The 15,448-nt window shown below is 48.1% G+C and carries 12 protein-coding genes; 4 read left to right on the top strand and 8 right to left on the bottom strand.

The window, feature by feature from the left end; genetic code table 11:
• Positions 1-261: 261 nt before the first annotated feature.
• The 6 genes from argS to ACM67E_RS05300 form a co-directional block, all read right to left on the bottom strand.
• Entirely contained in the window at positions 262-1,980 is a 1,719-nt protein-coding gene (gene argS / locus ACM67E_RS05325) for an arginine--tRNA ligase (protein ID WP_416192574.1), read from the bottom strand.
• Between the two features lie 152 nt (positions 1,981-2,132).
• Positions 2,133-2,237: an excalibur calcium-binding domain-containing protein gene (locus ACM67E_RS05320; RefSeq protein ID WP_416192573.1), complete on the bottom strand. Its 105-nt coding sequence runs from the start codon at positions 2,235-2,237 to the stop codon at positions 2,133-2,135.
• A 46-nt stretch (positions 2,238-2,283) separates the two neighbouring features.
• Complete coding sequence (locus ACM67E_RS05315) at positions 2,284-2,808, bottom strand: cold-shock protein (protein WP_416192572.1); 525 nt, start codon at positions 2,806-2,808, stop codon at positions 2,284-2,286.
• Between the two features lie 279 nt (positions 2,809-3,087).
• Entirely contained in the window at positions 3,088-3,843 is a 756-nt protein-coding gene (locus tag ACM67E_RS05310) for an alpha/beta hydrolase (protein WP_416192571.1), read from the bottom strand.
• Positions 3,844-3,926: 83 nt separating this feature from the next.
• The gene (locus ACM67E_RS05305) at positions 3,927-4,508 is read right to left on the bottom strand and encodes a class I SAM-dependent methyltransferase (protein ID WP_416192570.1); all 582 of its coding nucleotides are present in this window, start codon (positions 4,506-4,508) and stop codon (positions 3,927-3,929) included.
• A gap of 74 nt (positions 4,509-4,582) precedes the next feature.
• Positions 4,583-5,350, bottom strand: coding sequence for an IclR family transcriptional regulator (locus ACM67E_RS05300; protein WP_416192569.1), 768 nt, complete (start codon positions 5,348-5,350; stop codon positions 4,583-4,585).
• A 229-nt stretch (positions 5,351-5,579) separates the two neighbouring features.
• Between ACM67E_RS05300 and ACM67E_RS05295 the strand changes: the two genes are divergently transcribed.
• From ACM67E_RS05295 to mmsB, 4 genes are all read left to right on the top strand, one after another.
• The gene (locus tag ACM67E_RS05295) at positions 5,580-6,971 is read left to right on the top strand and encodes a GntP family permease (RefSeq protein WP_416192568.1); all 1,392 of its coding nucleotides are present in this window, start codon (positions 5,580-5,582) and stop codon (positions 6,969-6,971) included.
• Between the two features lie 106 nt (positions 6,972-7,077).
• Positions 7,078-8,235, top strand: coding sequence for an iron-containing alcohol dehydrogenase (locus ACM67E_RS05290; RefSeq protein ID WP_416192567.1), 1,158 nt, complete (start codon positions 7,078-7,080; stop codon positions 8,233-8,235).
• A gap of 85 nt (positions 8,236-8,320) precedes the next feature.
• Positions 8,321-9,823, top strand: coding sequence for a CoA-acylating methylmalonate-semialdehyde dehydrogenase (locus tag ACM67E_RS05285; RefSeq protein WP_416192566.1), 1,503 nt, complete (start codon positions 8,321-8,323; stop codon positions 9,821-9,823).
• 76 nt (positions 9,824-9,899) lie between these two features.
• Positions 9,900-10,793 (top strand): 3-hydroxyisobutyrate dehydrogenase, encoded by an 894-nt coding sequence (gene mmsB, locus ACM67E_RS05280; protein WP_416192738.1) that lies wholly within the window; start codon positions 9,900-9,902, stop codon positions 10,791-10,793.
• 89 nt (positions 10,794-10,882) lie between these two features.
• Here mmsB and ACM67E_RS05275 read toward each other — a convergent pair whose 3' ends face one another.
• Positions 10,883-11,836 (bottom strand): NAD(P)H-dependent flavin oxidoreductase, encoded by a 954-nt coding sequence (locus ACM67E_RS05275; protein ID WP_416192565.1) that lies wholly within the window; start codon positions 11,834-11,836, stop codon positions 10,883-10,885.
• A 212-nt stretch (positions 11,837-12,048) separates the two neighbouring features.
• Positions 12,049-15,408: an Eco57I restriction-modification methylase domain-containing protein gene (locus ACM67E_RS05270; RefSeq protein WP_416192564.1), complete on the bottom strand. Its 3,360-nt coding sequence runs from the start codon at positions 15,406-15,408 to the stop codon at positions 12,049-12,051.
• Between the last annotated feature and the right edge of the window lie 40 nt (positions 15,409-15,448).

The raw sequence follows: 15,448 nt of genomic DNA, 5'->3' as shown, positions 1-15,448 counted from the left end.
AAACAAAAAACAATCCGCCATCCCACCCACTAACGCATGTGCGCTGTCGGTTTCCGGCAAGCTGTCCCCGTCCCGCTGGGGGGAAGATGCTGGGGGGAAGGGTGACTTGTTAAACAAAAGTCACTTAAATTCTAAAGGACCACCCTCTCCCTAACCCTCTCCCGCCAGACGGGAGAGGAAACAGATTGCTGAAACTTCAAAAATTGTAGGCCGTCTGAAAACCCTAAACAGGAGTTTTCAGACGGCCTTTCATGCAAGGGCTTACATCACTTCCAGCGTATCAATACCCAGCAAATCCAAACCCTGCTTGAGCGTGTCGCCCGTGAGCTTCGCCAACTGCAAACGCGTGTTGCGCGCTTGGCCTTCGGCTTTCAGAATCGGACAGGCTTCGTAGAAGCGTGAAAACAGCGTCGCCACTTGGTAGAGATACGCCGCCAGATAATGCGGATGGCTGCTCTCCGCGGTGCTGCGCAATACGTCTTCGAATTTCAGCAGTTCCAGCGCAAGCTGTTTTTCCAGCGGTTCGGTCAAGGCCAAAGGTGCGGCTGCGTCCCATTCGCCGGCTTTTTTGAACACGCTCTGCACGCGCGCGTAGGCGTATTGCAGGTAAGGCGCGGTATTGCCCTCGAAGCTCAGCATCGCGTCCCAATCGAACACATAATCGCTGGTGCGGTTTTTGCTCAAATCGGCGTATTTGACCGCGCCGATGCCGACTGTTTCAGCGATTTGCGCCACTTCTTCGCCACTCAAATCGGGATTTTTGCTTTGAACCAATTCAGTCGCTCGTTCCACCGCTTCGTCCAGCAAATCCACCAGCTTCACGGTATCGCCCGAACGGGTTTTGAACGGTTTGCCGTCTTTGCCCATCATCGTACCGAAGCCGATGAATTCCGCCTCCACGTTTTCCGGCAGATAGCCTGCTTTGCGCGAAGTGGTGAAAAGCTGCTCGAAATGCAGACCCTGACGGTGATCGACGATATAAAGCAGACGCTCGCCTTTCAGACGGCCTACGCGGTAGCGCATACAGGCCAAATCGGTGGAGGCATACAGAAAGCCGCCGCCTTGTTTTTGCACGATAAATGCGGCCGGCTCGCCGTCTTTGTTTTTGAATTCGTCCAAAAACACCACTTTCGCGCCGTCGTCTTCCACGGCCAAACCTTGCGCCACCAAGTCATCTACCACGGGCTGCAAATCATCGTTGTATTGAGATTCGCCCGCCACGTCTTCGGGGCGCAGCTTCAAGCCCAGCGTGTCGTAAACCGCCTGCGCATGACTCAAAGAAATCTCGACAAACTGCTTCCACAAGGCCAGTACGGTTTCATCACCGCCTTGCAGCTTCACCACATATTCGCGCGCGGTGTCGGCAAATTCAGGGCTTTCGTCGAAACGCACTTTGGCGGCGCGGTAGAACTGCTCCAAATCGGCAAGCTCGAATGCGGCATTGTCTTTCTGCTGCTCGACCATATAGGCCACCAGCATACCGAATTGCGTGCCCCAGTCGCCGACGTGGTTTTGGCGGATCACTTTGTCGCCCAAAAATTCCAATACGCGCGAAATGCTGTCGCCGATGATGCTGGAACGCAAATGGCCGACGTGCATTTCTTTGGCCAGGTTCGGCGAAGAATAGTCGATGACGACGGTTTTCGGCTCAGCATTTTCAGCCACGCCCAAACGGGCATCGTTTAAGGCCGTCTGAATGTTTTGCGCTAAAAAATCAGCGTTCAGACGCAGGTTGATAAAGCCCGGACCGGCCACTTCGGCAGATTCGATAACGGCGTTTCCGGCCAGCGCGTCGGCAACCTTTTGCGCCAACTCGCGCGGATTCTGCTTGGCCTGTTTGGCCGCGCCCATCACGCCGTTGATTTGGAAATCGCCGAAATCGGCATTTTTGGCAGGCTGCAAGACAACGGGCGCACCGGCGATACCGGCGGCGGCAAACGCGGCTTCGGCTTCGCGCGCTACGGTTTGGTGTAAATTCATGGTGGGAAAATCTCTAAAATTTGTTCAGGCGGTATTTTAAGGGAAATCGGCGATTTAAGACAGCTTAAAGGCCGTCTGAAAATTTTCAGACGGCCTTGATGGAAGATCAGGATGTCGGCAAGTCCGGTGCCTGAATTCGCCAAGACGACATCTTACCAACGGCTGTCAGTTTCACAGGGAACACCGTCGTGGTCGCCGTCCATTTTGGTATTCGGACAATACCGGATAAAAAATTCGGCTTCTTCACGCGAATTCATTTCCGAACAATGCTGACGTCCGTCACAGGTCAAACCGCTTGAAGATTTATGGTTTGTCGTCGGTTTCGGCTTGTTTGACAGAATCGCCTTTGGCTGCCGAAGGCGATTTGACCGCCTCATGCCAAGCCTTGCGCTCGGCTTTCATCTTTTCGGCAACTTCGTTCACCATGGAAACGTTTTTTTGCGCGGTTGCTGCGGCTTCCTCGGCCTGACGGTTCTGCCATGCCTGCCAGCCGTACCAACCGCCGCCGCCAATCGCGGCGCACACCATTGCCGCCAAAAACACACCGGCCGCCACGGAAGGCCGGCCGCCGTGGTTGCGGTAAGGGGCATCCGAGTCGAATGCGGGCAAGTCTTCAAAATCATCCACAAAGCGGACGTCTTGGGCTTCTTCGCGGCCTTTTCTGCCGCTGGTAATGAAAAATGACACCCGTTGCCCTTCGAAAGGGGCTTCGGCTTCGCCGTTGAACGCGGAAAGCGGCACAAAAATTTCGTTTTCGGTGCTCTCTTCCCGTATCGCACCGAAACCACGGCTTTCGTTCCAACGGATAATGGTTCCGTAGTAGCGCATATTTACCTGAGACGTTAATAATTATTCGGAATATTCTAAATGAATCCGGCCTGAAATGTATGACAGATTGCCGAAAGAGCGGCGGCTCAAAACCGCTCCCCTCGGAAATCGTGATCAGGCCGTCGGAAAAAATGTTGATTTTAAAGAAAATTTACTTACTTATCAAGCCGTCGGAATTTACTCCGACACAATACAGACATATTTGTTTTACAAAACAGATTGTGGCATTTATACAAACGCGCAGGCGGACATACCCGCTCGCCGGTGTTTCAGACGGCCTCAATCGGCAAAGAACCCGATAATCTTCTGAATCGCCAAGTCCATGTGCTTCGGCTGCGAAAACGGATGATCCGCACCTTCCACCGCCATCAGCTCGATGACATTGTTTTCGGCAAACGCTTTCGATACGCCGATGTCGATCATTTCGTCGGCCGTGCCATGGAGAATCAGCATATTGTCGGCATCGTCTAAATAATCGTGCCGCATCACATCGGCCGAGCGCAGCGCATCAAGAAATTCTTTGCCGATTTTCATTTTCCGCTCGAAGCCGAGCATGATTTCCCTGCCTTTTTCCACCTTGCCGCGCTCGTCTTCCGACATGTTTTCCCAAAGCGTTTGATACATCTGCACCGCCGGCGCACGCAAAGCGACTTTGTGAAACGGATTGCCTTTGACCTCCATGTAATTCAGCGTCAGGTAACCGCCGAAACTGTTGGCATAGGCGTAAATCCGTTTCGCACCAAGCTGTGTCCGCACATAGCCGACCACCGATTCCAAATAGGCAAGGCATTCTTCCAACACCAGTTTTTTACGCGCATCCGCACCGTGACACGGCCAGTCGAACGCAAGCGCGGCATAGTTGTGGTATTTGGCAATCAGCCGCTCGCCGAATTTTACCGTCGAACGCCCGTCTTTGCCGCTGCCGAAACCGTGCATGACCACCACCACGTTTTCCACGGCATGAATGTCTTTTCCGTAAAACAACTTGCAGCGGACACTGTAGCCGCCATGATTAATGTCGAAAAGTTTTTCCATGTTCCTCCACTCACTTCATCATGTTTCCCATCACGATACCGGCGGCAATCCGAAAGGCCGTCTGAACCGTATCCCGTCAATTTTCAGACAGCCTTCCGTCCCAACAGGCAAATCACCGATTTGGCCTCTTCGCCGCTACCTGTACGCCGGTGTTCGGCAATCAGCCATTCCAAACCGGAAAAGGCCGTCTGAAGCGCAGGCAAATCGGCAAGCATGGTTATGTCGTTCGGCCCTTTGGCCAACGCTGCCTGCTCGGGATGAAAAAACACGCCGGCAAACAGGCCGTCTGAAACCAGCGCGTTAACGATATTCTGCGCCACACGGCTGCGCACGGGTTCGGCAAAATGGCAGTTGACCGAAGTGATGACGGCATAGGTTTCAGACGGCATCGCCATCCCGGCAACATCAGCCACGCGTGCCGCAAAATCCACGCCTTTCAACGCCGCCAACTTTTGCGCCTTGGCAATGCCCGCCGCCGACAAATCCACCCCTTCCGCCTGCAAGCCCAACCCTGCCAAAAATACGCCGTTGCGCCCCTCGCCCGTCGCCAAATCCAATGCCCGCCCTGTCTTGGGCAGATACGGCCGGATGCGGCGTATAAATTCATGCGGCTCGGTGCCGAAAACAAATTCCTCGGCGGCGTAGCGTTCGTCCCATTTGTTCATGGCGGTCTTTCTTTCCGTAAAGCCGTATTTTAACGCAAAAGGCCGTCTGAATTTTCAGACGGCCTTACACAAAACTAAGATTCCAAAAGGGCTTCTATTTCTTTTGCCGCCTGCTGCAAATCAGGCAGGAATTCGAGCAATTCTTCCAAGGATTTCCTGATAATCGGCGCATGGGTCAGCAATGCCCCCAAAAAGCGTCCGCTTTTGTCATTAATCGGCACGGCAAATCCGACTAATCCTGCGATGAATTCCTGATTGTCGATGCCGTAGCCGCGTTTTTCCGTGGCTTTGATGTCTGCCAAAAGCACGTCTGCTTCGGTAATGGTGTTTTGCGTCATGCGTGTCAGGGTGATGTTTTCAACTTGGCGTTTTCGTCCGGCAGAAGTCAGGGTACTCAGATACAGCTTGCCTCCGGCCGTGCAATAGAGCGGCACCTGCGCGCCCACAGGCAGATAGACCTGCAAAGGCCAGTTGGTTTGCACGCGGTCGCTGTAGGCCATTACGTTGCCGTGCGGAATGCTGATGCCGCAGGTCTCGCCGACTTTGGCGGACAATCCCGTCAATATTGCTTCCCGGTCGGCCTTAAAGCGTTTGTTCTGCCAAATGTTGATGCTCATCCGCTGCGCCCGTGCTCCGGGCACCAGCCCGCCTTGCAGGTCAATCTGAATAAAGCCTTCACTTTCCAACAGTTGCAGCAAACGGTGCAGACTGGGCTTGGGAATACCCAAATCCTGTATCAAATCATGCGGCGACCGCGGCCTTTCGGCCTGAGCCACCGCTTCGATGATTTCCAAAACCCGCGTTATCGACGAGCCTCGCGTTGAGTCATTCTCTTTCATCATGCAGTCTTAAAAGTAAAACCCGTATTTTAGGCGATTTCACTCCGGCCACAAACCTTCTGTTCCAAATCTCTGAAAATACCTATAAATTCCAATAAAAATCAGCATGTTAGAAAAATTTTACAGCAATACCGCGCATTTAATGTTGAATATGCGTATTTTTTGTCTTATATTGCTTAAAACGATACAAATTGTATCGTTTTATAAAAAATATATACAAAGGAGGAAGGTTATGTTGAGTTTGAGCGGGATACTTTTATCCCTGTTGCTGTTGATGTTTCTCGCTTACCGCGGCCACAGCGTTTTGATTCTTGCCCCTGTATTGGCCATGCTGGCGGTGTTGTTCAGCGCGCCGTCCAACGAATTACTGGGCACTTACACACAGGTATTCATGCAGGGCATGGGCGGATTTGCCGTGAAATTTTTTCCGATTTTCCTGCTGGGCGCCGTATTCGGCAAACTGATGGAAGACTCGGGCGCAGCGCACACCATTGCTTATTCTTTGGTCAAGCGTTTGGGCAAGCAGCAGGCGATTCTGGCGATTGCGCTTTCTTCGGCAATCTTGACCTACGGCGGGGTATCGGTATTTGTGGTGACGTTTGCGGTGTATCCGATTGCGGCTGCTTTGTTCCGCGAAATCAATATTCCCAAGCGGCTGATTCCCGGCGCGATTGCCATCGGTTCGCTGACTTTTACCATGACCGCGTTACCGGGTTCGCCTGCCATTCAAAATGCGATTCCGATGCCGTATTTCCAAACCGATGCTTTCGCCTCACCCGGCTTGGGGCTGATCGCTTCGCTGATTATGTTCGCAGGGGCGACGTGGTGGATGAAAGGCCGTCTGAAAAAGGCGTTGGCAGCAGGAGAAGGCTACGGCAACCATCACGACAGCCATATCAAAGAACAGGATTTCAAACACCTGCCTCCGCTATGGGGCGCGATTGCACCGATTGTCCTGGTGATTGTGCTGAACTATGTGCTGACCAAATTCATGCTGCCGATGATGGATACCGCTTACCTGGCAGATAAAAAATTCGGCGGTGTCAACCTGAATGCGGTGGCGGGCTTATGGGCGATTATCGTGGCTTTGGCAGCGGGATGCCTGTTGCTGGTATTTGCCAACATGAAATACTGGCGGAATTTGAAAAAGTCGGTCAACGACGGCGCGATGGGTTCGCTGCTGCCGATTTTCAACACGGCTTCGGAGGTCGGCTACGGCACGGTGATTGCGACTTTGGCGGGTTTTGTGATTCTGCGTGATTTTATGCTCGGCATTTCCCCCGGCAATCCGCTGATTTCGGAAGCCATCGTGATTAATGTGATGGCAGGCATTACCGGTTCGGCCTCGGGCGGGATGAGTATTGCCTTGAGCGCGATGGGCGACACCTATATGCAGTTGGCGAAAGATTTCGGCATTTCGCCGGAACTGATGCACCGTGTGGCCTCCATCGCGTCCGGCGGTTTGGATGCCCTGCCGCACAACGGTGCCGTGATTACCATGCTCACCATCTGCGGCCTGACTCATAAAGAATCTTATTTGGATGTGTTTGTGGTGTGTGTGGTCGTACCTTTGGCCGCGCTGATAGCGGTATTGACGCTCGGCACGATGTTCGGCTCGTTTTAAACCGCTTAAGATTCGAGGCCGTCTGAACATGAAAACCGATGTTTTCAGACGGCTTGTTTGAAATAAATATTTATTTTTGAAACCGATAAACAATGAGGAGAAAGACATGTCCGCACCGATTGTTTTACCCCGTCTTTTGCACATCGGCAAAAATGCCTGCGAACAGATTCCGGCCACGCTGGCGGCGCTGGGCAGCAAAAAGCCGCTGATTGTTACCGATAAAATGATGGTCAAACTCGGCTACGCCGGGCGCATCACCGATATTCTCAAAACCGCCGGAATTTCGGCCGACATTTATGACGACACCGTACCCGAACCGACCGATACGTCGATTATGGGCGGCGTAGAGATGGTTCGACGCGGCGACTACGACAGCATCATCGCTCTGGGCGGCGGCAGCCCCATCGACAGCGCGAAAGCGATTGCGGTCATGGGCAAACACGGGGGCGTTATCCGCGATTATGTGTTTCCGCGTCAGGTCAATGAAGCGGGGCTGCCGCTGATTGCCGTTCCTACCACGGCCGGCACCGGCTCCGAGTGCACCCGCGTGACCATCATCACCGATGAGGCGGCCAGCGAAAAACTGCTTTGCGTAGGCTTGGGCTTTATGCCCGCAGCGGCCATCGTGGATTACACGCTTACCTTAAGTGTGCCGCCACGCACCACCGCAGACACAGGCATCGATGCCCTGACCCATGCGGTTGAAGCCTATGTCAGTAAAAAAGCCAATCCGTTCAGCGACATGCAGGCATTGGCCGCCATGAAGCTGATTGGCCCGAATTTGCGCACGGCCTACCATGACGGTGCAAACGAAGCCGCCCGCGAAGCAATGATGCTCGGTTCCATGCTGGCCGGCATGGCATTTTCCAATGCGTCGGTCGCTTTGGTACACGGCATGAGCCGTCCGATTGGTGCGTTTTTCCATGTGCCGCACGGTTTGTCCAACGCCATGCTGCTGCCGACGGTGACTGCTTATTCCATTCCTGCCGCCGAGCAGCGTTACGCCGAATGCGCCCGTACCATCGGCGTGGCCACAGCTAAAGATTCCGATGCCGAAGCCAATCAAAAGCTGCTGGCCGAACTGGAAGCCTTGAACCGTGAATTGAGCGTGCCCACGCTGGCGGAGTTCGGCGTGCGTCAGGAGGATTTCGAGCATGTCATTGACACCATGGCTGCGCAAGCCTTGGCTTCCGGCTCTCCCGCCAACAATCCCCGCGTGCCGGAACACGCAGAGATTATCGAGCTTTACCGAAAATTATGGTAAGGCCGTCTGAAAATCTTTTAATCGGTTTCAGACTGCATCGTCCCATTGTTTTAGCAACACATTTAATTCATCAAGGAGAAATATCATGACTCAAACCATCAGCCACTACATCAACGGACAAATCATCGAAGATACCGCGCGCACGCAAAATGTGTTCAACCCGTCCACCGGCGAAGTATCGGCACAAGTTGCCTTGGCTTCCCAACAAACCGTTGAACAAGCCATTGCCGCCGCCGAAGCCGCTTTCCCCGCATGGCGCAACACCCCGCCGGCCAAACGCGCACGCATCATGTTCCGCTATAAAGAACTGCTCGAACAGAACCGTGACAAAATCTGCCGGTTGATCGGCTCGGAACACGGCAAAATCGTGCACGATGCCGCCGGTGAATTGCAGCGCGGCATTGAAAACGTCGAATTCGCCTGCGGTGCACCCAATGCCTTAAAAGGCGAATACAGCAAAAACGTCGGCCCCGACATCGACTCTTGGAGCGACTTCCAGCCTTTGGGCGTGGTGGCGGGGATTACGCCGTTCAATTTTCCGGCCATGGTACCGCTGTGGATGTTCCCGTTGGCGATTGTTTGCGGCAATACCTTCGTTTTGAAGCCGTCTGAACGCGATCCGAGCACACCGCTGTTCCTTGCCCAATTACTGAAAGAAGCCGGCTTGCCCGACGGCGTGTTGAACGTGGTCAATGGCGACAAAGAAGCGGTAGATACCTTGCTGACCGATTCGCGCGTGCAGGCCGTCAGCTTTGTCGGTTCGACCCCGATTGCCCGCTATATTTACGCCACCGCGACGGCCAACGGCAAACGCTGTCAGGCGATGGGCGGTGCGAAAAACCATGCCATCGTGATGCCGGATGCGGATTTGGATAACGTGGTGAACTCATTGCTCGGCGCAGCATTCGGCTCTTCCGGCGAACGCTGTATGGCACTGTCCGTCGCCGTCGCCGTCGGCGACGAAATCGCCGACAAAATGGTGGCCGGCATCAAAGAAGGCATGAAAACCATGAAAGTCGGCGCGTTCTCCGACGAAAGCAACCATTTCGGCCCCCTGATTACCGCCGAACACAAAGCCAAAGTCGAAGGCTATATCGAAAGTGCGAAAAACCAAGGTGCAACCATTGTGGTGGACGGCCGCAATCCGGAGGTTCCGCAGGAATTCGCCGGCGGCTTCTACATGGGCGGTACTCTGATTGACCATGTGACGCCGGAAATGACCAGCTATCAGGAAGAAATTTTCGGTCCGGTCTTGCAAGTCGTGCGCGTCAAAACCATGCAGGAAGCCATGCAGCTGATTAACAACCATATCTACGGCAACGGCACCTGCATCTACACCCGAGACGGCGAAGCCGCGCGCTACTTTGCCGACAATATCCCCGTGGGCATGGTCGGCATCAATATCCCGCTGCCCGTTCCCGTGGCGTACCACAGTTTCGGCGGCTGGAAACAGTCGGCCTTCGGCGATTTGGGAACATACGGCCCGGACGGTGTGCGTTTCTACACCCGCCGCAAAACTGTTACCCAACGCTGGCCGACTTCGGAAGTGCGCGAAGGCGCGGTATTCTCTATGCCGACATTAGGTTAATCTGCTGATTGATTAGGCCGTCTGAAAAGCAATATTGATTTCAGACGGCCTTCGAACAAAGGAATATCATATGACAATCCAAAACATCTTATTCATCGGTTTGGGAAACATGGGCGCACCGATGGCGGCCAACCTGCTGAAACACGGCCATCAATTATCCGTTTCCGATCTGAATCCCGAAGCCGTTGCCAAACTGACGACCCAAGGCGCGCATCATGCTGCTGATTTGAAACAGGCTGCCGAAAGAGCCGATGCTGTCATTTCCATGCTGCCCGCAGGCAAGCACGTGAAGGGCATCTATATGGGAGAAAACGGTTTATTCAAGCATTTGAAAAAAGGGACACCGGTTATCGATTGCAGCACGATTGCCACTGCCGAAGCCCTCGAATTGGCTGCCGAAGCACAAAAATGCGGCCTGCGTTTTCTGGATGCGCCGGTATCGGGCGGCATTTCAGGCGCGGCAGCGGGCACGCTGAGTTTCATTGTCGGCGGCAGCAAGCAGGATTTCGAAGATGCCAAACCGTTATTTGAAATCATGGGCAAAAACATTTTCCATGCGGGCGGAAACGGCGCCGGACAAACCGCCAAAATCTGCAACAACATGCTCTTGGCCGTATTGATGGCCGGTACTTCCGAAGCCATTGCCCTAGGTGTGAAAAACGGCCTTGACCCTAAAATCCTTTCCGAAATCATGGCAGCCAGCTCGGGCGGCAACTGGGTACTCGACCGCTACAACCCTTACCCGGGCGTGATGGAAAACAGCCCGGCTTCCAACGGATATAAAAACGGGTTTATGTCCGCGCTCATGCTCAAAGACTTGAATATTGCAGAAAGCAATGCCGCTGCCGCCGGTTTGCCGACACCGATGGGCGCGGCGGCCGCCAAACTTTACCGCGAACTGGCCGAACAAGGTAAAGAAGGTTTGGATTTCTCTGCCGTCATCAGCTTATATGATCAAAAAGTTTCCTGATGCTGCGAAACCATGAAAACATGATATAAATACAATACCTTGAATCAAATAAGGCCGTCTGAATTTTCAGACGGCCTCAAACGGATGATTTAATTCATCAACTCATCCACCAACTCTTTCACGCTCTTCACACGGTCAATCGCCGAAATGCCATTGCCCACCGACACATAACCGTGTTCAAAATCGCCTTCAAGCATACCCAAACGCATGCCTGTACCTGCGTTCATGACTTTGGCGATGTCGGCACGGCTGGCTCCGCTTTCGCTCATCTCCCAGCATTTTTTGGCAAGTGCGGTCGGCAGTGAACGGTAATAATACGGCTCGGTGCGAAACAGCAGTAAATCGTTTGCTGTTGAGTTGACCATCCATTCTTTCACTTTTTCGCTGGCTCGGCATTCGGCGGTGGCGATAAACGCCGTGCCGACCCACACGCCTTCGGCTCCCAAAGTGAAGGCTGCCTGAACGGTTTTGCGGTCGGCAATCCCGCCAGCAAGCATCATCGGCAAATCCACCTTGCCCGCAAACTCCGCCAGCACCGAAAAGCTCCCTGTCTCTTTCATCGGCAACGTACCGCCCTCATCAAAGCCCGTCAGCACCAAAATATCCGCCCCCAACTCTTGGGCTTTGAGTGCGTCTGGCAAATTGGGATTGGGCAGACGGCAAATGATTTTAATGCCCGCCTGCTTGAATTTGGCGTAAATTTCAGGGTCAAGCAGACCGTTGTCCAGCACCACAGGCACACGCTCGGCAATCATCAAATCCACCATATGCGGTATCAGCGAAAAATCGTAAGACAGAATAAACGGCACGCCAAAGGGCTTATCGGTCAAGGCTTTGACCTTGCGGATTTCATCTCTCATGCGTTCAATCACGTCTTCGTTGGAAGTGGGATTGGTCGTCTGCCCCGCGTGCGGAGCCAAAAAGCCCAAACCGCCCGCTTCGGCAACGGTGGCGACCAGTTTGGCATCGGTCATCCAGCTCATCGGGGCTTGGATAATGGGGTATTTGATGTTTAGGAGTTGGGTGATGCGGTTATTTTTCATAAAAATTCTCTTTTAAAATAAATGAATTAGGAGTTTTCAGGCTGCCTGAAAAAGTGATGATATTATAAAATTTCAAAATTTTGATGAGAATGACGAAAAATGGGAAGTTGGTTTTTGGATTTGGAAAGGTGGTTTTCAGACAGCTTGAAAATTGAATTTAAAATTTTAAAAGAAAAACACCACTTACATTTCTGTAAATGGTGTTATTACCATTATTCAAATAATGAAATAATCAAAACATCCAACTCTTTTTCGTATGTCAGCAATGTTTTATCTTTATACCAATTATTTGTTGTGGCTAAATTTTTACAATATTGATGAATGTTTTTTGATAATTGAGCAATGTCATTATGAAGTTTTATGGTTTTGTCAAATTTTGGGATATTCACATAATCCAAAACTTCTATACCCCGATTAGTGCTAACCGCATAACTGTCAATAATATGACGAATGGTTAGTGAATTTAAAATGCCGCCAATATAATAAGCTTCCCATTCATTATCCAATGCTAAAAACAATACTTTTGAATCAGTAACAATAATTTTATCTTTTCCTAATAAATCAATATCATAATCCACAAGGCTTTCTTGGGCATTTCCAACAACCACTGCTGACATACTGCCTGATTGTTCTTTCCACAATACTTTGTAAGGGCTATAAGTATATTCCCCCACATTATCCAAGCGGTAAAATGGATTTTTTTCTGGGTCAAAAAACTTACCATTTTGTACCCTGCTATCAAATAATTCTTTTCTATAAAATTCGAGCCATTTATGGGTCAATGGATAATCTTGTATCAATTCAATTTCAGGAATGCCATATTTATGTTGAGCAGTATGTGGCACAAGCATGTACTCATGGCTCATCACTCGCCAACGCTGGATATTACGACCACCAAGCATCGGATAAATCAAATCTGTTTCAATAATACCAGTATGCGACCCCTTATCCAAAATATCTTTTCTGCGTTGCCGACTAATGTCATTCGTAATCTGAGCATAATTATTTTTATTAATTGGTTTTTCTAAAATATAAACCCCTTTTGCTCCCGCAGGTTCAATACCTTTTCTGCCCTTATAATTTGGTTTTTGATTAGTTGGCATTAAAATTCGCCTACTCAATTCAAGATAATGCTCATCCAATGTTATCCAAGATGACTGCATATCATTATTGGAAACAGGAAAGGCGGTTAATTTTTTATACTCCAATGCCTGTTTAACATTATGCCATTTTTGATGGCTGTCAAATTTAATTTTTCTTGTTGAATATTGCCATCGATAATAATTTTTCATTGGATATTGCATAGAAATATTTTTTTGCATAAATATCGCCATTGTATTAATAGTAAATAATTCAATATCTGAAAAATCATCTAAACGATACACAGAAAATGGCATATTTTGCCCATTTCTTACAATCTTAAACTTTCTAAATCCTTGCCCACCTTTTGATGATTTAATAAAAGATGCAGGCAGTAAAAATCCCAATTTTCCATTATCTTTAAGATAATAGTCCATAGCCACATAAGTTACTGCCATTGCAAAATCATCGTGGGTTGTTTTTTTATCGTAAGCACTTTTTTCAAAAATACCATAACTTTGCCAAACATCTAGCGTACCTTCACGATAGGTTTTGCTCATGGACTTCCAACTAATCCAAGGCGGATTACCAACCACATAATCAAATTTTTGATTAATCATGATTGGAGCAAAACTGTTTTTAAAAATTTTACCCCAAAATGAATTTTTGCCTGCTGAATGCAATTCACAAAGTTGCTCAAACAACACCAAAGAAATTGACAAATCATTTTCACAAGTTAAACCCAATTGATTTGTTAGTATTGATTGAAATAAATTTTTTGCCGTACTAAATCCTGATATTTCCGCTCGCAATACATTTCCGCCCAAAATATCCAAAAATTGATTGGCGGTTTTTTGGCAATTAAATTTAGGCAATACAAATTCACCCAAATGTGTTTTTATTACTAATTTATTTTGATTTTGTTCAGAATAAACGACAGGCGTCAAAACGGAATCACTAATATAAATAGGAATATGAATTGATTGATTAACCAAATCATCTTTATTACCCTTAAAATTAGATAATAATGCCAAAATATAATTAGCTTTGGCAGAAATTGCAGAAATTGGGTTAATATCAAATCCCACCACATTACTGGTAATTTTATTTAAGCTATTTAAATCATTTAAAGGGGTTTGTTCTGCAATTTCTTTAATGCTTTGCAATAAAAATGTACCACTACCACAAGTTGGGTCGCAAATACGTTCATCAATATTTCCGTTATAATCTACATTAGACAATACAAATTCCACTGCCCAATCAGGTGTAAAATATTCACCCATCAAATGACGCATTTCTTTGGGAATTAAACCCATATAAACTTCTTGCAAAATATCTTGCATTGTTTCAGGCTTTAATTGAAATGACGACATTTCAAAATTATTAATTATTTCAATCGCGTATTGAATAACAGAAATATCAAATTTTTCAGTATAAACAAACCATTCATAAAAATGAATTTCAAAAAAATTAGCAACAATATTCTGTTGTCTTTCATCTTTTCCTTCAAATAAATCTTTTAAAACGGATTTTTTTAATGCTGACTGCATTTCAAATTCTGGGTTAATCAACTGTTTTAAAAAGTTATTAATGAGTAATTTGATTAAAATATTAAAATATGTTTGCAATGAAAACAAATATTTCTTCATATCAAAATTGGAATACTGACTATCATCAATTTGATACAAATCTTTTAAAGGTTTAATATAATCCGTAAAATCAGTTTGTTCATTTTCTTTTCCGTACAGAACACCAAAAACCCTATCCCATTCATTGTATAAGGTAATCACACGATTGCTAGGATTGGTGCTATCAAAGTTGCTCATTAAACTTTTATAAATTGTATTGACACTATTACGAATATTTGGCTGAGTTGGGTTGATAAATTGCAATAAAGTTTCTTTGTTTAAAGCCAGCTTTTCTCTTTGGCGAATGAGAATTTTTAAACGTTCAATGCCAGATTCTATATCAAAAATTTCATGGATAAAATTTAAGGGCAAATTAAACTCTTGATTGGCAAGGCTCCCTTTTTGTATTTTGATAATTTGATTGTTATAAGAAGTAGCAAAACGAGCAAAAATAAAATTTTTGCCATCAAAACCAACACCAACCTGATGGGTAATTTTTTTAATTTTTACTTCATCACTATCTGTTTTTTCAATATTTGCCAATTCAAAAATATATTCGTAGAGACCATTATCTTTATCATTTCTGCCAAACAAAGCTTCATTAATGCCTTTTTGGGTATCAAAGCAACCTAATTTTTTAATTTCAAAAGCTAAATTTTCAAATACTGCGTCGGCTCTACCACCTTGCAAAAAGCGATGTTCATTATTAAAAGAATAATTAACCGTAGAATTTTTGTTCAGGTTTGAGATGATTGGATTAACAATCGCAGTATAAAACTGAATCTGCACATCAGATTCATTATTAAAGGTGCGATTCTTAAAATCAGAAATGAGCTTATTTGTATTTAAATCAAATTCTTGCATAATTGAATCACTGAATGGTATTTAAAAAAATTTTTAAAAT

The organism is Neisseria sp. CCUG12390, assembly GCF_047837985.1.
In the GTDB taxonomy this organism is placed as follows: domain Bacteria; phylum Pseudomonadota; class Gammaproteobacteria; order Burkholderiales; family Neisseriaceae; genus Neisseria.
The sequence above is the reverse complement of the archived record's forward strand: the minus strand, read 5'-3'. Positions and strand labels throughout refer to the sequence as shown.